Origin of the sequence: Cryobacterium sp. PH29-G1, assembly GCF_030063365.1 — a bacterium.
GTDB lineage: Bacteria > Actinomycetota > Actinomycetes > Actinomycetales > Microbacteriaceae > Cryobacterium.
Map to the genome: position 1 here is coordinate 176292 of NZ_JASISY010000001.1, position 21074 is coordinate 197365.

The 21074-nt window shown below is 64.9% G+C and carries 13 protein-coding genes; 7 read left to right on the plus strand and 6 right to left on the minus strand.

Annotated features, from left to right (window positions below; translation table 11 throughout):
* The first annotated feature begins 328 nt into the window (after positions 1 to 328).
* The 3 genes from QMK22_RS00880 (at position 329) to QMK22_RS00890 (ending at position 5857) form a co-directional block, all read left to right on the plus strand.
* On the plus strand, positions 329 to 2194 hold the full coding sequence (locus QMK22_RS00880) for an ABC transporter ATP-binding protein (protein ID WP_283495736.1): 1866 nt from the start codon (positions 329 to 331) through the stop codon (positions 2192 to 2194).
* A gap of 26 nt (positions 2195 to 2220) precedes the next feature.
* Positions 2221 to 4032: an ABC transporter ATP-binding protein gene (locus tag QMK22_RS00885; RefSeq protein ID WP_283496032.1), complete on the plus strand. Its 1812-nt coding sequence runs from the start codon at positions 2221 to 2223 to the stop codon at positions 4030 to 4032.
* 217 nt (positions 4033 to 4249) lie between these two features.
* Positions 4250 to 5857, plus strand: coding sequence for a DUF4389 domain-containing protein (locus tag QMK22_RS00890; RefSeq protein WP_283495737.1), 1608 nt, complete (start codon positions 4250 to 4252; stop codon positions 5855 to 5857).
* A 21-nt stretch (positions 5858 to 5878) separates the two neighbouring features.
* Here QMK22_RS00890 and QMK22_RS00895 read toward each other — a convergent pair whose 3' ends face one another.
* From QMK22_RS00895 to QMK22_RS00915, 5 genes are all read right to left on the minus strand, one after another.
* Positions 5879 to 6781: a sugar ABC transporter permease gene (locus QMK22_RS00895; protein ID WP_283495738.1), complete on the minus strand. Its 903-nt coding sequence runs from the start codon at positions 6779 to 6781 to the stop codon at positions 5879 to 5881.
* Positions 6778 to 8391, minus strand: coding sequence for an ABC transporter permease subunit (locus tag QMK22_RS00900; RefSeq protein ID WP_283495739.1), 1614 nt, complete (start codon positions 8389 to 8391; stop codon positions 6778 to 6780). Before QMK22_RS00900 ends, QMK22_RS00895 begins: the two co-directional genes overlap by 4 nt.
* Before the next feature lie 92 nt (positions 8392 to 8483).
* Entirely contained in the window at positions 8484 to 9719 is a 1236-nt protein-coding gene (locus tag QMK22_RS00905) for a sugar ABC transporter substrate-binding protein (RefSeq protein WP_283495740.1), read from the minus strand.
* Positions 9720 to 9840: 121 nt separating this feature from the next.
* Positions 9841 to 10263 carry an MGMT family protein gene (locus QMK22_RS00910; protein WP_283495741.1) on the minus strand — a complete coding sequence of 141 codons (423 nt, stop codon included), beginning with the start codon at positions 10261 to 10263 and terminating at the stop codon, positions 9841 to 9843.
* A 17-nt stretch (positions 10264 to 10280) separates the two neighbouring features.
* Positions 10281 to 10733 carry a GNAT family N-acetyltransferase gene (locus QMK22_RS00915; RefSeq protein ID WP_283495742.1) on the minus strand — a complete coding sequence of 151 codons (453 nt, stop codon included), beginning with the start codon at positions 10731 to 10733 and terminating at the stop codon, positions 10281 to 10283.
* 159 nt (positions 10734 to 10892) lie between these two features.
* On the opposite strand from QMK22_RS00915, the gene QMK22_RS00920 reads away from it, so the two are divergent.
* The 4 genes from QMK22_RS00920 to QMK22_RS00935 all read left to right on the plus strand — a co-directional run bounded on the left by QMK22_RS00920 (position 10893) and on the right by QMK22_RS00935 (position 19934).
* Complete coding sequence (locus QMK22_RS00920; RefSeq protein WP_283496033.1) at positions 10893 to 12107, plus strand: NADP-dependent isocitrate dehydrogenase; 1215 nt, start codon at positions 10893 to 10895, stop codon at positions 12105 to 12107.
* A gap of 242 nt (positions 12108 to 12349) precedes the next feature.
* Entirely contained in the window at positions 12350 to 14266 is a 1917-nt protein-coding gene (locus QMK22_RS00925) for a heavy metal translocating P-type ATPase (protein WP_283495743.1), read from the plus strand.
* A gap of 217 nt (positions 14267 to 14483) precedes the next feature.
* Positions 14484 to 18134, plus strand: coding sequence for a S8 family serine peptidase (locus tag QMK22_RS00930; RefSeq protein WP_283495744.1), 3651 nt, complete (start codon positions 14484 to 14486; stop codon positions 18132 to 18134).
* 219 nt (positions 18135 to 18353) lie between these two features.
* Entirely contained in the window at positions 18354 to 19934 is a 1581-nt protein-coding gene (locus QMK22_RS00935) for a GMC family oxidoreductase (RefSeq protein ID WP_283495745.1), read from the plus strand.
* On the opposite strand, the gene QMK22_RS00940 is transcribed toward QMK22_RS00935, so the two are convergent.
* Complete coding sequence (locus QMK22_RS00940) at positions 19931 to 21022, minus strand: AraC-like ligand-binding domain-containing protein (protein WP_283495746.1); 1092 nt, start codon at positions 21020 to 21022, stop codon at positions 19931 to 19933. The two genes, QMK22_RS00935 and QMK22_RS00940, sit on opposite strands and share 4 nt — an antisense overlap.
* Between the last annotated feature and the right edge of the window lie 52 nt (positions 21023 to 21074).

The following is a 21074-nucleotide window of genomic DNA, read 5'->3' on the forward strand; positions in this document are numbered from 1 at the left end:
GTGGCGCAGAACCCAGACTACGGGACGCCGTATGAAAAACCGGTGGGCGCCGCAGCGCAGTGCCAGCCGGGGATCAGTGCCCGTGTGGGCTGTGAGAAAATTCTTGCCTTCTACCCTCGCTCGCCATATTCTGAAAGGCTGCCTGATCCGGGGGCAAAGGTTACATTTTCTTGAGCCGCCCAGAAGGAGGCGCGTTCTCACCAGCGCCCGTTCGGCGCTCGCACGATCCCGGTCGCCCACCCCACAGGAAACGGCGACCATAGACATCCGCCATGAACCCGCAACCCCGCGATCCGGGGCGCGGCAACATCGCAATCAGGACTGGAACATGACGACCACGACCGCACGACCGGCACCGCCGCCTCCCGCAAACGACGCGGCAGCGCGCAGCAAGACCTTTCGCAGCCTGCAACGGCTCTACCCCTATGCCAAACCGGCCCTGCCCCGCATTTACCTCGGCATGGTGGCCGCGCTCCTCGCGGGACTCGTGGCCTTGGCCATTCCGCAGGTGCTGGCCTGGCTCGTCGACGGCCCGCTCAGTGCGGTGGGCAACGGAGACAGCGCCGCGCAGATCTGGCCGGCCGTGTGGATGGTGCTCGGGCTCGGTGTGCTCGAGGCGATCATGATCGCCCTGCGCCGCTGGTTTGTGCTCACCCCCGGCACGCACATCGAGGCGCGCATGCGCAACCATCTCTATGCCCGCCTGCAGGACCTTCCGGTGAGCTTCCACGACCGGTGGCCGAGCGGCCAGCTGCTCTCGCGCGCGGTGAGCGACCTGAATCTCATTCGCCGTTGGGTGTCGTTCGGGCTCGTGCTGCTCGTCGTCAACTTTCTCACCATCGTTGTCGGCGTCGCCATCCTGCTCTGGATGCACTGGCTTCTCGGCGTGATTTTCGTGGTCTGCTCGATTCCGATCTGGATCTACGGCTACGTCTTCGAAGAGAAGTATTCGGTGATTGCACGGCGCAGCCAGGATCAGGCCGGCGACCTCGCAACCGCCGTCGAGGAATCGGTGCACGGTATCCGCGTGCTCAAAGCCTTTGGGCGAGGGTCGTTCGCGCTCAAAAACTTTGCCTCGCAGGCGGAAAGCCTGCGAGGCACCGAGATCGAGAAGGCACGCGCCATCGCGGGCATCTGGCTCTGGCTGCTCCTCGTGCCCGATGTGGCTTTCGCGCTCTGCCTCGTGGTGGGCGTCTGGCTCACCAGCCAGGGCGATCTCAGCGGCGGCGAACTGCTGGCGTTCTTTGCCACGGCCACCGTGCTGCGGTTTCCGGTCGAATCGATCGGATTCTTATTGTCGATGACCTTCGATGCGCGCACCGCGACCGACCGCTTCTTCGACATTCTCGACACCCCGAATGACATCACGGACCCCGCGCGTCCGGCCACACTCGCCGCGCCGCTCGGGCGGCTCGCCTTTGACAACGTACATTTTCGCTACCCGGACTCACCGGAGCGCTTTCCCGACCTGCTCAACGGCATCGACCTCGTGCTCGAACCGGGGGAGACCATGGCTCTCGTGGGCCTCACCGGCTCGGGCAAGTCCACACTGACGGCGCTCACGACTCGACTCTACGATGTGACCGCCGGCTCGGTGACGCTCGACGGCGTCGACGTGCGCATGCTCAGTCGCGAGGAGCTCCGCAGCCACCTCGCGATGGCGTTCGAGGATGCAACACTGTTCTCGGCATCCGTTCGGGACAACGTGCTGCTCGGTCGTGCTGAATACGCCGATTCCGGCCCTGAAGCGGATGCAGCGCTCGCGCAGGCGCTGCAGATTGCTCAGGCCGGTTTCGTACACGACCTGCCCCTCGGCGTGGACACCCTCGTCGGCGAAGAAGGAATGAGCCTCTCCGGCGGCCAGCGGCAGCGCCTGGCGCTGGCCCGCGCGGTCGCGGCCCGTCCGGCGGTGCTCATTCTCGACGATCCGCTGTCGGCGCTCGATGTGAACACCGAATCGCTCGTAGAAAATACCCTGCGCGAGGTACTCGTCGACACCACCGCACTGATCGTGGCGCATCGTCCCTCAACGGTTATGCTCGCCGATCGGGTAGCCCTACTCGAGAACGGCCGAATCACGGTCGTCGGCACGCACTCCGAGCTGCTGCGCACCAGCCCGCACTACATTTTCGTCATCTCCAGCCTGGAAGACGAAGAACGCAGAGAATCCAGCAGAGCGGGGGAGACGCTGTGAGCGGCGGTACCAATGCAAACGGCAGCATCAAATCCAGCGTGCGGGGAGTCGCCGGCGAGGAACGCCACGACTTCACCCAGGCGGAGAGCAAGCAGATTCGAGCCCGTTCCCTGCGGCTGCTCGGCTCACTGCTGCGGCCGGTGCGCGGCAAGGTCGTGCTTGCCATGCTCGTGGTCGTCGTCTCGACCGCGGCGCAGGTGGCTGGTCCAGCCCTCATCGCCGTCGGCATCGACCGTGGGTTGCCGGCACTACTCGACAACGACTGGATGCCGCTGGCCGCGACCGGCGCGATCTACCTCGTCGCCGGGGTACTCGGCGCGCTGCTCATTGCCTGGTACACCGTGGTGAGCGCCCGGGTGAGCCAGGCCGTGCTGATCGACCTGCGCAAGCGGGTGTTCCTGCACACGCAGAAGCTCAGCCTCGAATTTCACGAGTCGTACACCTCGGGACGCATTATCTCGCGCCAAACCAGCGACCTCGACGCCATTCGGGAGCTGCTCGACTCCGGCATCAACCAGCTCGTGCAGGGCATCCTCTATATGTCGTTCACCGCGATTGCGCTCGTGCTCCTCGACGGCACCAGCGGACTCGTATTGCTCGGTGCTCTGCTGCCGCTCGCTATTCTCACCCGCTGGTTTCAGGTGCGCTCACAGAGCCTGTTTCGCCAATCGCGGGTCGCGTCGGCGAGCCTGATAGTGCGTTTCGTCGAGACGATGACCGGCATTCGCGCCGTGAAGGCATTTCGCATCGAGAAGCACAACGAATCGGTGTTCGCCGCGCTCGTCGAGAGCTACCGCGCGGTCAACGCCCGGGTCATCCAACTGTTCGGGGTCTTCGACCCGGGTCTGGTACTCATCGGCAACGTCACCGTCGCCGTCGTGCTCCTGGTCGGCGGATTTCGTGTCGCCGACGGCCAGCTGGCCATCGGTGCCCTGCTCGCCACCCTGCTCTACACTCGCCGCTTCTTCGACCCGATGGAGGAGATGGCGATGTTCTACAACTCCTATCAGTCGGCTGCTGCGGCGCTCGAGAAAATCTCGGGCGTACTTGAAGAACGCCCCGGGGTGCCCGATCCGGTGGCCCCGATCGACCTGTGGGAAGCACGCGGGCGGGTGCGCTTCGAGAACGTGCAATTTGCCTACCAAGCCGACCGCGAGATTCTGCCGCAGTTCGACCTGGATATTCCGGCCGGGCAGACCATCGCCCTGGTCGGGTCGACCGGAGCCGGAAAATCCACGCTCGCCAAGCTCATGAGCCGGTTCTATGACCCCACGGATGGCCGGGTGCGGCTCGACGACGTCGACCTGCGGGATCTGCACCCCAAGGACCTGCGTCGGGCGATCGTCATGGTCACCCAGGAGGCCTACCTGTTCAGCGGCTCGGTTGCCGAGAACATCGCCATCGGTAAACCGGATGCCTCGGCGCAGGAGATCCGCGCCGCCGCGGCCGCCGTCGGCGCCCACGAATTCATCGAAAGTCTGCCCAATGGCTACGACACCGACGTGAATAAGCGGGGCGGTCGGGTGTCGGCCGGTCAACGCCAGCTGATCTCGTTCGCGCGGGCGTTTCTGGCCAACCCGGCGGTGCTCATCCTCGATGAGGCCACCTCGTCGCTCGACATTCCGAGCGAACGGCTGGTGCAGGAGGCACTGCAGACCCTGCTGAAAGATCGCACGGCCGTCATTATCGCCCACCGACTGTCGACGGTGGCCATCGCCGACCGGGTGCTCGTGATGGAGTACGGCCGCATCGTGGAGGACGGCACGCCGAACGACCTCATCTCCGGCTCCGGTCGTTTCGCCACCATGCACGCGGCCTGGCGCGACTCCCTGGTGTAACCGTTCGGATGCCGGCATCCGTAACACCGGGAGAAATTACGCTGCACGGGTGCTGGCCAGGTGGCGGGTGAGCCGAGGACGTCGTTCCAACATGCGTCGCGATTGTGGGACTTTGGTCACTGGCGCGCTCCCGGAATGCGCGAGATGCTGGAACCGGGCAATTTGTCCTTCTGTAGGCACATCAGGTACGCACAGCACGAGAAAGGCTGCCAGAACGATGAGCAGTATGACACCTCCCGGCTCCATCCCGCCGAACCCGACCCCGACCTCGACCCCGCCTACCGCCTCAGCTCGGCCAGGGGCTAAGCCGGGACCGATCATCCTGCTCATTGTGGGCACCGTGCTGGGCCTGATCGGCGCCGGCATGCTCTCCGGCGGAACGGCGCTCGCCGTCGCGACGGCGACGCAGCAGAACGACGGCTACTTCACCTCTCCGGCGCGCACCTTCACGGTTGATTCCTACGCGATCACCTCGCCGAAGCTGGACGTTGGAAGCGACTTCGGGATGCCGACCGGAGTCGGGTTCGACCTTGCAACGCTGCGGCTGCAGGCGAGTGCCGTCACGAGCGGCCAGGACGTGTTCATCGGCATAGCACCACGCTCCAACGTTGACGCGTACCTCGCCGAGGTGAACCACAGCGAACTACGCGAGGTGCAGACATCCCCGTTCCGAGTGACCTACCGCGACGTGTCCGGAACCCAATCGCCCGCCCTCCCCGGCGACCAGTCGTTCTGGACCGAGTCATCGTCGGGCCCCGGCACTCAACAGATCCTGTGGAAGCCCGCAGCGGGCGAGTGGTCGGTCGTCGTCATGAACTCCGACGGGAGCGGAGGCGTCGCGGTGAACGTGACCGCCGGCGTACACACCGATCTGCTCGGGCCGATCGCGGTGGGGCTTCTCGTGGGCGGGGTGACCCTCTTTCTCACGGGTGCGCTTCTCGTCGTGCTGGGCGCCATCGGGCTCGGTCGTCAGCTCACACCGCGCGCGCCGGCGATGCCCGGCCAGCCGCTGGCAGCATCTGGGTCGGCAGCACCGGGTCTGGCCGCGCCATCCGTTTCGGCTGGCGGTGACCGGGCACAGCGGATTTATCCGGCGGCACTGACCGGCCACCTTGACCCCGTGCTTTCGCGTGGCCTGTGGCTGATCAAGTGGTTGTTGGCCATTCCGCACTTCGTGCTGATTGCCTGCCTCTGGTTTGCGTTCGTCGTCACGACGATCGTGGCGGCATTCGCGATTCTGTTCACCGGTCGCTACCCGCGCTCGATCTTCTACTTCAACGTGGGAGTGCTCCGCTGGAGCTGGCGAGTGTCGTACTACGCCTATTCCGCACTCGGTACCGACCGCTACCCGCCCTTCACCCTCGCGCGCACCGACTACCCCGCCGACTTCGACGTTGAGTACCCGGAGCATCTGTCGCGTGGTCTCGTGCTCGTGAAGAGCTGGCTGCTCGCCATTCCGCACCTGGTACTACTCACGGTGTTCGTCGGCGGCATGTCAACGTGGGCCTACCCGTGGCGCGATGATGTCGGATTCGGCGATTCAGCATCCGGAAATACCGGATTTGGCAGCACCGACGGGGTCTCGCTGTTGGCCGTGCTCGTCGTGGTCGCCGGGGTCATTCTGCTGTTCACCGGTCGGTATCAGCGGCCGCTGTTCGACTTCATCATGGGTGTCAACCGCTGGGTGTTCCGCGTCGTGACGTACACGGCGCTGATGCGCGACGAATACCCGCCGTTCCGGCTCGACCAGGGTGCGACCGAGCCGACCGGTGAGGCGGTCGCGCACTCGGGTGCGGCTCAACCCACCGCGACACCGGCACCGTAGGCCGAGCGGCCCACCCGCCGGTTACTTGTCCGATCCGGCGGTCAGGCCGCCCACGATGTATTTCTGCAGGTAGAGGAACAGCGCCATCACCGGCAGTGCGGCGAGCACGGCCCCGGCCGAGAATGCACTCCAATCGGCATAGTTCGGGTTGGACACTAGCTTGTACAGGCCCACAGCGAGCGTCTGCTTCTCGGGATCGATGAGCAGCACGCTCGCGACCACGAAATCATTCGTCGTCGCGATGAACGAGAGCAGTCCGACAACCGCGAGAATCGGTGCCACCAGACGCAGGATGATCGTAAAGAAGATGCGCGCGTGACTGGCCCCGTCAATCTTCGCGGCCTCGTCGATTGACGCAGGAATGGTATTGAAAAAGCCGTACATCAGGTAGGTGTTCACGCCGAGGGCGCCGCCCAGATAGACCATGATCAGGCCGATCTGCGTGTTCAGACCGATCGCCGGGAACAGGTCGCCGATCGTGCTCATCACGAGGAAGATCGCGACGACGGCGAGCAGCTGTGGAAACATCTGCACCAGAACGAGCGTGAGCAGGCCCGCTCGACGCCCGGTAAAACGCATGCGCGAAAAGGAATATGCAGCGAGCGCCCCGAGGAAAACAGTGAGAATCGAGGTGGTGCCGGCGATGAGGATGGTGTTGCCGAACCACTGGGCGAAGGGGGTTTCCGGGGTGCTCAGAATGCGGGCATACGACTCAAAACCCACCTGTGAGAACAAAGCGTTGGAACCGGTCAGGGTTCCCCGCGGATTCAGGGAGGCCGACAGCACATACAGCAGCGGGAAGGCCGAGAACACAACCATCACCAGACCGACCAGATGCCGCCAGCCGGTGCGCCCGAACCACCGCCGAAACGTGAACGGACGCTTCAGCGGGACTACCCGCGATGGAGTGGAGACGGAGGTCATCGATTCAGCTCCTCAAGCGCCTTGGTCTTACGGAAAGCGACCACCGAGATGACGGCCACGAGTACGAAAATAATGATGGAGAAGGCGCTGGCCAGGCCGTAGTCACGGGCCTGGCCGGTGAAGGCAACCTTGTAGACCATCGAAATCAGGATGTCTGTGGCGCCGACGTTCACGTCGGCGGCCGCGTCACGCGGCCCCCCTCCGGTGAGCATATAAATGAGGTTGAAATTATTGAAATTGAAGGCAAACGATGCGATGAGAAGCGGCGACACCGACACCAGCAGCAGCGGCAATTTGATCAGCCGAAACACCGCCCAGGGTCGTGCTCCATCAACGGTTGCGGCTTCTTCGAGCTCCGTCGGAATCGACTGCAGCGCACCGGTGCAGACCAGGAACATGTAGGGGAAGCCGAGCCACAGGTTCACCGTGAGAATGCTGATCTTGGCCAGCCACTCGTTGGTCAGCCAGGGAATCTGGGCCCCGCCGAGGAGAACCTGGTTGACGAAGCCGAAGCTCTCGCTGAGCATTCCGGCCCAGACCAGCGCTGACAGGAATGCGGGAAAAGCATAGGGCAGGATCATCGCCACCCGGTAGAATTTTCGACCTTTCATGCGCATATCGTTGAAGACGATCGCGAGGAACAACCCCAGAAAGAACGTGGTGGCAACCGACAGCGCTGCAAACGTGACGGTCCACAGGGTGACGCTGATCAAGGGCGTGCGGATGCCCTCCTCGGTGAACGCACGAGCAAAGTTATCGAAGCCCACATTGATCCGCCAGCCGGGCAGCATTTCTTCGCCCGAGGCGGCGACGAAGGCGCCGTCACCGGTATCGGAATAGACCGTGCCGGTCTGGGCATCCGTCATGGTGTCGGCCTGCTCGTCATAGACGAGCGACGAGAGATACAGGTAGGCGTTACTGCCGTCGTTGGTGCGCAGGGCACCGTCGTTGGGATCGTCGGAGAAGGGGACGGCCAGTGCGGTGATCTCGCTGGTGCGCGCCAAAATGTCCTGAAAACTGAGGCTGGTGTACCCGTCGAGCCCGACCGCTTCACCGCCGTCGAGGCGTGCGTTGTTCACGGGGGCAAGTGGGCTGTCGGCGGAGCCCAGACTGACCTTGCCGTTTGGGTCCGTCACCAAAAAGCTCAGGGTGCCGAACTGGTCGAGCACGGTGACCGCATACGCCGGTGAGTCAGGGACACGGTCCTGGGCGCTGCTCATGAGGGCGGAGATCGCCTGCGCCTTGTCGCTGTTGTGCCCCGTGCTGTAGTTGGTGAAACCGATGTAGGCGGTGTAACCCACGACGAAAATCTGAAACACCACGAGAAAGATCACGCCCGGCGTGAGATATTTGGCCGGAAGCTTGCCCGGGGTGAAATAAATCCAATTCACCACCACCGTGACGGCGGCAACGAGGGTGAAGATCAGCCACTGCTGGTGCAGAAACAGGACGAACAGCCCATACAGGGCGATGGCATCGACAATTCCCAGGAGTGCGATCTTCAGCAGGATCGCCTTGAGCCCTCCCGACGCCGCTTCTGCGATCATGGCGGCGCGATGCTGCTGCGGAGACGGTTTGGTCGCGCTGACGTCGGTGTCAGTGGTGCGCATGCTTCAACTTTCGTCAGGGTCACAGGTCATGAATGGGTGTGGTCGCCCGATGGGGCGACCACACCACCCGGTGGTCAGTCGATGGCCGGTGGTCAGCCGATAGCGCCCTGCACGTCGGCGGCAAGTTTCTGCCACGTCGCGATCGGGTCTGCGCCATTGATGATGGCCGCCTCGGCGATACCCCAGAACTGCCAGACCTGCCCCATAGCAGGGATGGCCGGCATCGGCACCGACTCAGCACCGACCGCCGCGAAGCCGGCGAGCACGGGATCACTCGAAGCGGCCTCGGCCGAAGCCGTCAAGGCGGGGAGCACCTTGCCAGACTCGAACAGGGCCGTCTGAACGTCTTCGGTGGCCATGTAGTTGACCAGGAAGTCGTTGGCGGCGACCTTGTTTTTGCTTTGCTCGCTGATAAAGAAGCCCTTGACGCCCGCGAAGGGTGCTGCGGCATTCGTCGACGGAGCGGCGATCGGGTCCACTGCCAGGTTGATGCCGGCGTCGAGGGCTGCACTGACGTTCCACGGACCGGTCAACCAGAAGGCTGCGTCGCCCGAGGTGAAGGCGGTTTTGGCCACGTCGCCGGTGATTTCTGTGTTGAAGACACCGGTGCCGTTCTTGCCCTGGCCCGCGAGCCAGGCGGCAAATGCCTCGCCCCCAGCGTTGCCAATCTCCAACTTGGTGGCGTCATAACCGCCCGACGCGTCGGTGCCGAAAACGGGAGCACCGAACGACGTCTCGAACGGGTACAGGTGGTACGGGTTGCCGTCGACGCCCTGCTCGACCAGGAACGGGTACGTTACACCGGCCGCGGTGCCCTTGGCGATCATGTCGTCATAGGAGGTCGCGGCCGCGGGAACGAGGTCGGCATTGCGCAGCAACGCGAGGTTCTCCACGGCGTAGGGCAGTTCATAGACCTTGCCGTCATAGGTCGACGCCGTGATGGCCACGTCGAGAAATTCCGCGGCCTTGTCGCCGAGTTCGATCGGGCTCACGACGCCGTTGGTGACGAGCTCTCCGAGCCAGTCGTGGGCGCCCATGGTGATGTCGGGTCCCTTGCCGGTCGGCACCTGCTGGATGAAATCATCCTTCAGTGTCGCGTTGTCCTTGGAGATCAGGTCGACCTCGACACCGGTCTTCTCGGTGTAGGCGTCGGCGGCCGGCTGCAGTGCATCGAGGCGTTCGGCGTCAACCCACACCGTGAGGGTATTGGCAGCCGCAGTATCGCCGGTCGTGTCCTCGGACGATGTGGGGGAGCATCCGGCCAGAGCCAGGGTGGCGACAACCGCCAGGGCGCCGACGCGAAACAGGTTTTTGGTGTTCACCGTCATTGGTGTGTGCCTTTCGCAATATTGTGCCTGCAGCGCTGCAGACAGGAATTATCCGGACCGACTGCGAGCATGTGCAGAACAGGCCGTGGTTGAGGTTAGCCCGCGTTGGGCCCCAATAGGGTCACAAATCGAGCACGCTCGGCGGTGCTGCCGCATCGAACGCGTCCCTCGGCTGCGGATGATCGGATTCGCTCGGCCGCTGGCGACCGGCGGGCGGTGACCAGCGGGCGGCGGCGAAGTCGACACGGTAGGCGGCATCCGCGCTCGGCTGGTCACTGCCGGCGTGTATCAGCGGCGTATGTTCGGCGCGGTAGTGCGGCAGGGCCTGCGCCTCGTGCCCGATCGGTGGATGCCCGCCGGAGCGGATCACCCGCCACCACGCCACGTCGGAACCATAGCGGGCCATGATCTGGCCGACGGCGCGGGCGGCGCGCGAGCCGAGTTGTGCGGCCACTCCGCCGTAGGTCATCACCCGTCCCGGCGGGATGGAATCGACCACGCCGAGCACCAGGGAGACGAAATCATCGGGCTCGGGCGTGCTCACGCTCTGGCTGAACTCGGTTAGAGCTGGAGGGCGCCGATGATTTCGCCGTACTGGGTTTCGCCGACATCGACGAAGCCGAGGCGGTGGAAGAACGCCTCCGGGCCGTCGGCGCCAGGCTCCCAGATCACGTTGACGTGGTTGAAGCCGCGATCGCGGGCTTCAGCAGCAAGAGCCTCGGCAGCAAATTTGCCGACACCCCGGCCCTGCGCGTCTGCATCGACGTTGATACGCCAGATACAAGCCCGAAACTCTTCGTGGTCAGACTCTGGGTCGAAGTTACCGTGGATGAACCCCGCGACGACACCGTCGAGAAGAACCACGCGCTGCCAAGACGTTGCCGGGTTGATTACCGAAGCTGCGACCGAATACGAGACCGGCGCAATGAATTGTTCCTGGCCCGGTTTCAGGCTCAAAGTGTTGGCCGCAACGATGTTTCGTGCGGATAGTTCTTCCAGCTTCAGCTCACCCATGTGATCAGGCTAACGTGCACCCGCGGTAGTCGGAAGTCGAGAGAGCGTTTGACCCCGGCAATTCACCTGCAAGATTTATCTCGATGTCAAGATACTTGCGGGCCTCTAGTAGGCTTGACGGTGGTCGTGACGGCCACACTGAGTAAAGAGGAGAATTTTTTGTCGAAGATCAAGGTAGAGGGTACTGTTGTCGAGCTCGATGGCGACGAGATGACCCGCATCATCTGGCACGCTATCAAAGAAACGCTCATTCACCCGTACCTCGACATTGACCTCGAGTACTACGACCTGTCAATTCAGAAGCGTGACGAGACCAACGACCAGATCACGATCGATGCGGCTCACGCCATTCAGAAGCACGGTGTCGGCGTGAAGTGCGCCACGATCACCCCCGACGAGGCACGCGTCGAAGAATTCGGCCTGAAGCAGATGTGGCTTTCGCCCAACGGAACCATCCGTAACATCCTCGGCGGCACCATTTTCCGCGAGCCCATCATCATCTCCAACATCCCGCGCCTCGTGCCCGGGTGGAACAAGCCGATCATCATCGGCCGCCACGCCTACGGCGACCAGTACAAGGCCACCAACTTTCGGTTCAAGGGCAAGGGCACGCTCAGCATGACCTTCACCCCGCAGGACGGCAGCGAGCCGTCCACGTTCGAGGTCTTCCAGGCCCCGGGCGACGGTGTCGCGATGGGTATGTACAACCTCGACTCGTCGATCATCGATTTCGCCCGCGCATCGCTCAACTACGGCCTCCAGCGCAAGGTGCCGGTCTTCCTGTCGACCAAGAACACGATCCTGAAGGCCTACGACGGTCGGTTCAAGGACATCTTCCAGGACATCTTCGACGCTGAGTTCCGTGCGGACTTCGACGCCGCCGGCCTCACCTATGAGCACCGCCTCATCGACGACATGGTCGCGTCCGCAATGAAGTGGGAGGGCGGCTACCTCTGGGCCTGCAAGAACTACGACGGCGATGTGCAGTCTGACACCGTGGCTCAGGGCTTCGGCTCGCTCGGTCTCATGACGAGCGTGCTCTCCACGCCCGACGGCAAGGTCGTCGAGGCGGAGGCTGCCCACGGCACCGTGACCCGGCACTATCGCCAGCACCAGCTCGGCAAGCCCACCTCGACCAACCCGATCGCGTCGATCTATGCCTGGACCCGCGGCCTCGCTCACCGTGCCGAGCTCGACAGCAACCCGGCGCTCACCGAGTTCGCGCTCACCCTCGAGGACGTCGTCATCAAGACCGTCGAAAGCGGCAAGATGACCAAGGACCTCGCCCTGCTGGTCGGCCCGGATCAGGCGTACCAGACCACCGAGGAATTCCTCGCCTCGCTCGCCGAGAACCTGCAGACCCGCCTGGCGTAACCTGCACCAGCGCCTGACGGCGCGTCGGTAGTTCACTACCGTCAGCAGCTGGGTCCAACGAGGGCCCCGACCGGAAACGGTCGGGGCCCTCGTTGTGTGTCGGTGGAGCCGTGGGGGTGCAGCGGTTTAAGTGCGGCTGCCTGTTGCTGCGACCCAAATGCGGGCGCCCGAATGCGGGCGCCCGAGTGCAGAGGAGGCTGCCCTCGCTGGCGCGTCGCCCCGGCTCGCGAGAGAATGCAGGTATGCCCCGCCTTCTCGCGCTTGCGCGCCGCTACCCCCTCGTCGTTGCCACCGTGGTTGTCGGCTTGCTCGGGCTCGTGCTCGGCGCCGCCGGGGCAATGGATGTCGTGCGCTGGCTGTTCAGTGGGTTCGGCCTGATCGCGGCCCTGATCTCATCCGTTGGTATGGTGCGTCAACTGATGCGGGGTTCCTTCGGCGTCGATCTGCTGGCGATCATCGCCATCGTCGCGACCATTCTCGTGGGCGAATACATAGCGACCCTGCTCATCGTGCTGATGCTCTCCGGGGGAGCGGCGCTCGAAGACTTCGCTGCCGGGCGGGCCGCCCGGGAACTCGACGCACTGCTGAAACGCGCCCCCCAGATCGCACATCGACTGGACCCCCACTCCGGCGAGGCCACGGACGTGCCCGCCACCGAGGTCACCGTGGGTGACCTGCTGCTCGTGCGCCCGTCCGAGATCGTGCCGGTCGACGGGCAGTTGGACAGCGTCAGCGCGGCATTTGATGAGTCCTCGCTCACCGGCGAGAGTCTGCCGGTCGAACGCACCTCCGGCGACGCGGTACTGAGCGGATCGATCAACGGGCAGCGGGCGGCTACCATCGTCGCCACGGCGACCGCCGCAAACAGCCAGTACCAACGCATTATCGCCCTCGTTGAGGAGGCCTCGCAGAGTAAAGCTCCGGTGGTGCGGCTCGCCGATCGCTATGCCGTGCCCTTCACTGTGGGTTCGCTCGCGCTCGCTGCGCTGGCCTGGGTGCTTTCCGGCGACCCGGTGCGCTTCGCCGAGGTGCTCGTGGTGGCGACACCATGCCCGCTGCTGCTGGCCGCCCCGGTCGCGTTCATGGGCGGCATGAGCCGCGCCGCCCGCAACGGCATTATCGTCAAGGGTGCTGGGGTGCTCGAAGCCCTCGCTCGCGCCAAAACGGTGGTCTTCGACAAGACCGGAACGCTCACCTACGGCACGCCCCAAATCACCGAGGTGCGCCCCGAAGCCGGGTTCTCCACTGACGAGTTGCTCACCCTCGCGGCATCGGCCGAACAGTATTCCAGTCACGTGCTGGCAGCATCCGTGATCGCGGCGGCACACGAGCGGGGCCTTCTGCTGCAGACGACCGATTCGGCGCGTGAGGCCGCAACGTTCGGCGTTGAGGCGCAATTCGGGGCCGGCACGGTGCGCGTCGGCAAGTTGTCCTTCATTCATGAGGGGGCAGCGGATGCCACGGCCACCCATCTTGAGGGCGGCCAGCTGGCCATGTACATTGCCGTCGACGGTCGATTTGCGGGCAGTATTATCGCGAGCGACCGGATTCGGGACAATGCGCGCCAGACGGTCGCTGACTTCGCTCGAGTCGGCGTGCGGGAGAACCTCATGCTCACGGGCGATGCGCGCGCCACCGCCCAGCATGTGGCCGGCCAGGTGGGCATCGTGCACGTGCGGGCGGATTGCCTGCCCAGCGATAAGGTCGACGCGGTGCAGGCCTTGCCCCAGCGGCCGGTGATCATGGTCGGTGACGGGGTCAATGATGCGCCCGTACTCGCCGTCGCCGACGTGGGGATCGCGATGGGGGCGAAGGGGTCGACGGCGGCGAGTGAATCGGCCGACGTGGTGATTCTGCTCGACGATATTTCCCGCACCGTGCGCGCCGTGCGCATCGGGCAGGACACCGTGCGGGTGGCCTTACAGAGCATCTGGCTCGGCATCGTGCTGAGCGTCGTGCTCATGGTCGTCGCGGCGTTCGGGTTGATTCCGGCCACCGCGGGAGCGATCAGCCAGGAGGTCGTCGATCTGCTGACCATTTTGAACGCCCTGCGCGCGATCGGCGGCCGTCGGGATAACGCGGCGGCGGCACAGGAGCAGCGGCAGACTCAGATGCCGGCGCCGCGCACGGTGGCCGCGGACGCCAACCGCGCCGGCTGACCGCGCCGGCTGACTGCGCTGGCGGACTGCGCTGGCGGACTGCCCCGATATCACGGCGTCCGATACCTGCAGAATGCCCCTATCCGGGGGGCAATGAGCGCGCTACGGTCACGAGCGAACTGTCCCACGCGCCGGAAAGAGCTCCGCTCCTGTCGTGGAACGACCATCTCGTACCCTTATCGGATTGGACACCCACGTGAGTTCTTTCTTCAGGCGCATGATGTCTGCGCCGGATACCGCGCTGAACCCAGCGTCAACATCACGTACGCGTCGTCGCGCCACAATCGCGGCCACCGTCACCCTCGCCCTCGTCGGCGCTTCAGCCCTCGTCGGCGGCACCCTGCCCGCCAACGCAGCCCCGGCAGCGACCGGCCTGGCCGGCAGCATCAGCGCCCCCGGCGGGCAGCGGATGGACTTCACCGCCGGACGCTACATCGTGACCCTCAGCGACGAGGCCGTTGCGCTGTATCAAGGCGGTGTCAACGGCTTCTCGGCCACGATGCCGGATGCCGGGGCCAAGCTCGACGCGCAAAGCCGCTCGGCCGAGAGCTACCAGAACTATCTCGCGCGCGTCCAGAGTCAGGTGGCGGCATCCGTTGATGCCACGGTGGCGTATTCCTACACGCTCGCGGTCAACGGATTCGCCGCGCAGCTGACCGGTAAGCAGGCGGCCACCCTCGCCATGAAGAGAAACGTGGTCTCGGTCGTGCCCGACGCGCTGAGGCACGTGACCGCAGAATCCTCGACCGACTTTCTGCGGCTCAGCGGACCCGGCGGACTGTGGTCCAAGCTGGGTGGGGCGAGCAAGGCCGGACAGGGCGTTGTGATCGGAGTGCTCGACACCGGCATCGCACCGGAGAACCCGTCCTTCGCGGGCGAACAGCTCGGTACGACGCCCGGTAACGAGCCATGGCTCGACGGTGACACGATCACCATGAATAAAGCCGACGGCACCACCTTCACCGGTCTCTGCCAGACCGGAGAACAGTTCGCCGCGAGCGACTGCAGCACCAAGGTGATCGGGGCACGCTACTTTCTCGACGGCTTCGGCGCCGATCGGATCGGCGACGCCGCCACTGGAGAATATGTCTCCCCACGCGACGGCGACGGCCACGGTTCGCACACCATGAGCACTGCCGGCGGAAACGCTGACGTAGCGGCCGCTATCAACGGAAACGATTTCGGCGTCATTTCGGGTGTGGCACCGGCTGCCAAGCTCGCCGCCTACAAGGTGTGCTGGTCGGGCCCGGACCCTTCGGCGACGACCGATGACGGCTGCACCGACACCGACATTCTCAAGGCCATCGACCAGGCTATCTCCGACGGTGTCGACGTGATCAACTATTCGATCGGCGGCGGGCCGGCGCAGACCACATTCTCACCCACCGACGCGGCCTTCCTCGGCGCGGCAGCAGCGGGCATCTTTGTGGCCGCCTCCGCCGGCAACGCCGGACCAGACGCATCAACCCTCGACAATGCGTCACCGTGGATCACCACGGTTGCCGCGAGTACCATTCCCTCCTACGAGGCGACGGCGTCTCTCGGTGACGGTTCGAAATACGCCGGTGCCTCGATTACCGTCGACCGCACTCCGGGAGCCACCCCGCTCTCGGGAGACCTGCTCCGGGCCGACCTCGTCGCCGTCGACGGCTTCGACCCGGCCGACGCGCTGCTCTGCGCACCGGGCGCGCTCGACCCGGCCAAGGTCGCCGGCGGGATCGTCTTCTGTGAACGCGGCGTATACGCCCGGGTGGACAAATCCGCCGAGGTGTTGCGGGCAGGCGGCAGCGGCATGCTGCTGGTCAATCGAACCCCCGCAGACGTCGACACCGACGAGCACTCGGTGCCGAGCATCCACCTCGACGCTCCCGCTTTCGACCCGGTCTACGCGTATGCGGCGACCCCCGGAGCGACCGTCACCTTCACCCCGGACAACACGACAGCCATGCAGACCCCGGTGCCCCAGGTCGCCGGATTCTCCTCGCGCGGGCCGGTCACCGCCGACGGCGCCGACCTGCTCAAGCCCGACATTTCCGCGCCCGGTGTCAGCGTTCTCGCTGACGGGGCCAATGCGGCCGGAGCCGACCCGACCTTCCAATTTTTGTCGGGTACCTCAATGGCCAGCCCACACATCGCCGGTCTGGCGGCACTGGTTCTGGGCTTCCGACCGCTCGCGACACCGGCCGAGATCAAATCGGTCATGATGACGACGGCGACGAACACCGTTGATGCCAACGGTGATCGGGTGACCGACCCGTTCGCTCAGGGTGCCGGGCAGGTCACCCCCTCGTCGTTCGAATTTCCGGGCCTGGTCTACCAGAGCGGCCCGGCCGACTGGCTGGCCTACCTGCAGGGGATCGGTTTCAACGCCGGAGTCGACCCCATCGACGCCAGCAACCTGAACCTGCCGTCCATTCAGATCGGTGCCCTGACCGCACCGGAAACGATCACCCGCACCGTGACAGCCGTGCGGGCGGGCACCTACACGGCCGCCCCGGTCAACATCCCCGGGATCAGCGCGGTTGTCTCTCCGGCCAGCATGACCTTTGGTGCGGTGGGTGAGAAACAGAGCTACACGGTGACCTTCACTCGAACGGATGCCCCGCTCGACGAATACTCCACCGGCTCGCTGGACTGGGGCTTCGGCAAGGGCAACGTCGTGCACAGCCCGATCGCCGTGCGGCCGGTCACCGTCGTCGCTCCCGGCGACGTGGCCGGCGCCGGCGTGGACGGTTTTGTTGACGTCACCGTCACCCCGGGCGGATCGGAGCCGGTAGCGCTGAACCTGAGCGGCCTGGCCGCGGGAACGCACCAGACGGACCCGGCCGACCCGACCGGCGTGCACTCCGGTTCCGGCGTGAGCGGCGACCAGGTCACGTCGGAGGTGGAGATTCAGGGAGGCCGACTGGCCCGTTTCGACCTGAACGCCGTGGATGACTCGACCGACCTGGACCTGTTCGTGTTCCTGCTCGATGGTGCGGGTGGTGACCCGGTTGCCGGCTGGCAATCCGCCACCGGTTCCGCCGATGAGCGAGTCGACCTGGCCGACCCGGAACCCGGTTTCTATCGCATCGTCGTGGACTTCTTTTCGGGTTCGACCGCCTTCGACGTGAATACCTTCGCGGTGGCGGCGGGGGAGCCCAGCAACGGATTCACGGCGACCCCGCCGTCGATTCAGGGGCCGCAGGGCGTGCCGCTTACGTACACGCTGAGCTGGGCCGGCCTTGCGCCGAACACGCCCTACCTCGGCGTGGTCGACTATGGCGACAGCACCGCGTCGACGATCCTCACCGTGGCGGCCACCGCTCCCGGCGAACCGGATGCTCCGGTGAATACGGTGGCGCCCACCGTGGTCGGCACGCCTGAGATCGGGTCGGTACTCACGGCCGATCCTGGCCAGTGGAACACCGAGGGCCTCGCCTTCGGCTACCAGTGGCAGAGCGACGGCGTCGACATCGCCGGCGCGACGACGTCGACGTTCACGCCGAACGCGGCGCTCGCCGGAACGACGCTGACCGTGGTGGTGACCGCGTCGAAGGACGGGCTGCCGAGTGCGTCGGCGACCTCGCCCGGGGTCCTGGTGAAATACGCCGCCACGGTTGCGATGTCGTTGAACCACCGGGTGGTTTTCTTTTCCAGCCGGGTCACCGTGTCGGTCACGGTGACCAGCACGGGCAACGTCGGTGACACCGCCACCGTCACGGTCGATAAGCGCCGCTTCACGGTGGCACTCGACGCGCAGGGGCACGGCAGCGTGACCCTGCCGCGGCTCAGCCGGGGCCTGTACAAGGTGACCGGGCACTACGCCGGCAACGATACGGTCGCGGCAGCGACCAGCCCGACGCGTTCCCTGCTGATCGTGCGCTAGTCCGCCTCAATTTCGACCGGGCCCGGGCCCGGAAAGTGGGCCCAGGTTAGAACCTGGGCCCACTTTCACAAGGTGGGCCCAGGCCCTAAGGCGTGCGCGTTGGGCACAGCATCGTTCGCATTGTGTGCAGCGCAGGATCTCCGCTCCGGGGGATGCTGTTCACGTCGGTTCGACAACGTCCAGCGCGGCCGACTCGAGATTGTTCAAGGAGGAACAGTTATGACTGCCCAGAAAAATTCCGACGGGTCAACCGTTGACTACATCGTTGTCGGTGCCGGTTCCGCCGGGAGCGCCATAACCCGACGCCTGATCGACGCCGGCCATCGCGTTCACGTCATCGAAGCCGGACAAGTCGATACCGACCCGAACATCCACAGCCCGCAGGGGTGGCCAGCACTGCTCTTCTCCGAAAATGACTGGGCGGTCATGACCGTTCCGCAACGCCATGCCGCCGAACGCAGTGTGTACTGGCCGCGCGGAAAAGTGCTCGGAGGCAGCAGCTCTCTCAACGGCATGATCTATATGCGCGGTGACCAGAGCGACTACAACAGCTGGGAGACCCAGGGCGCCGCCGGATGGGGGTGGACGGATGTGTTGCCGCTTTTTCTCCGCTCTGAAGACCACGAAGACGGCGCATCCGAGTTTCATGGCGTTGGCGGGCCGCTTCATGTCGAACGCATCAAACCCGAAAATCGTCACCCGGCGGCGCAGATGTTCGTCGACGCCGCGAAATCGCTCGGCATCGCTGAGACCACCGACTTCAACGCGGAAAAGCTCGACGGTGTCGGGTTCAACCACACCACGACGAAGGATGGCCGGCGGGCAAGCGCCTGGACGAGCTATGTGAAGCCGGTTCTCGGTAATGCTCGACTCACCGTGACGACCGGTGCCTTGGTACACCGGGTGATCCTCGACAAAAACCGCGCGGTCGGAGTCGAATACGCCGCTGATGGCCAGACGCACCGGACCTTCGCCGCGGCCGAAGTTATCTTGAGCGCGGGTACGATCGGCTCGCCGAAGATTCTCATGCTCTCCGGGATCGGCCCGAAGAATCACCTGGCCGAGCACGGGATCGCCGTGCTCGCAGACCTGCCGGGCGTCGGTGAAAACCTCCACGACCATCTGCTGGTCAGTAACATCTACGAGTCTGTCGAACCATTGGTTGCGGGAAAAGCCAACCTGTTGGAGAGCCAGCTGTTTGCGCGGAGCTCGGGATGGGACGGTCCGGCACCGGACCTGCAACCTCTGTTTCTGCACCTTCCCTACCCGACCAATGGCGGGCCGGTCCCGGAGAACGGGTACACCATCGCGCCCGGCATCGTGCGTCCCCAATCCCGGGGGACGCTGCGCCTCGCCTCCGCGAATCCGGCGGATCCAGCCCTGGCCGATCCGAATATTTTTGCCGAAGACTACGACCTGGAAGCCATGGTCGACGCGATTATTTTGTGCCGAGAAATCGGGCAGCAGGACGCCTTTGCCGCGATTCGCAAGGCCGAGTTCGCGCCGGGACCGGATGTCACGACGCGCGAGCAACTGCGCGAATTCGCCCGGCAGTCGGTCGGCACGTACCACCATCAGGTGGGGACGGCCCGGATGGGTGTGGATGACCTCGCCGTCGTCGATCCGAGCCTGCGCGTGCACGGGCTGCAGGGTTTGCGCGTTGCCGACGCTTCGGTGATGCCGAGCATTCCCAGCGCCAATACCAATGCGCCGTCGATCATGATCGGCGAGCGGATGGCCGACATCCTTCTCGGCGTTGCCGCCGGTGAACCCACCGCGGCCCGTCTTCTCACCGCCTAGAAGGAGCCGGAGGAGTAGTCCAGACCGCCGCTCTGGGCGATCGGGGAAGTGCCGTCCATCAGGGGGACGGTGCTTCCCCGGGCCAGCATCTCGTGTCGGTACTGCGTGGGACTCACTCCGAATTCCAAGCGGAAGGCGCGGGCGAATGCCGCGGCGTCGGTGAACCCCCAGCTGGCACCGATCGAGGAGACCGGACGATCACCCAGCCCGGCGGCTCCGAGGTCTCGGCGACACTGCTCGAGTCGACGGCTTCTGATCCACCCGCTGACCGTTGTCTGATGCTGTTCGAACAGCTTCTGCAGGTACCGAACCGAGACGTTGTGGGCGCTCGCGATGGCGGTCACGGTGAGCGTGGGGTCGCTCAGTCGATGGATGATGTAGTTCTCGGCCTGCAGGCGGAGAACACGGCGACGAGAAGCATCGGGTAGGCCCTCGATCGGTTCGAGACGTTCGGAGACGGTGGCCGTGACCAGATCGAGGACGGCGTCCGAGACGTGGTGGCCGGAAGCGAGCGGTTGTTCGTCAAGCTGTCGGCTCAGCTCGCGCAACATCGCCGACGTGACGGCGCCGAGTCCTCGACGCCCGGAGAACCGGGATGCCGTCAACGTCGACAGGGTTCGGCGGTCGATCCGTAACAGCTCCGCCGGTACCATGACCACAAACATTGCGAAGGCGGAATCGAAATCGAGTCGGTAGGGGCGGGTCGTGTCGTAGATGGCGAAATCGCCGGGCGCGAGCGCGGCATCCCTCTCGTCCTGCGAAACCACGCTGTACCCGCGCAGCTGGAGACCGATCTTGATATAACCGGGGTTGTCTCGCGCTATCGAACGCTCGGAACGATGCACGGACATCGCAGAACCGGAGACGGTGTTGATTTCGGCCTGGCCGAGCGTTTGGGAGACGAGTCGACCCTGAAACTCCAGCGCGCCGTTTCGCGCTTTGGGGTCGGCAACAAGCGGGACAAAACTGTGACTCACGGCTTGCGTCCAGGCATCAAATCGGTCTGCCGCCCGCAGAACAGAACTATCCAGCACCATTCGATCACCGGAGCGGCCACCGGGTTGAGACCTGCCGAGCGTGTCTGTCATGCGAGATCTCCTTTGACGCGCGCCGCTCGTCGTCGGGCGAGTTGTCGGCAAG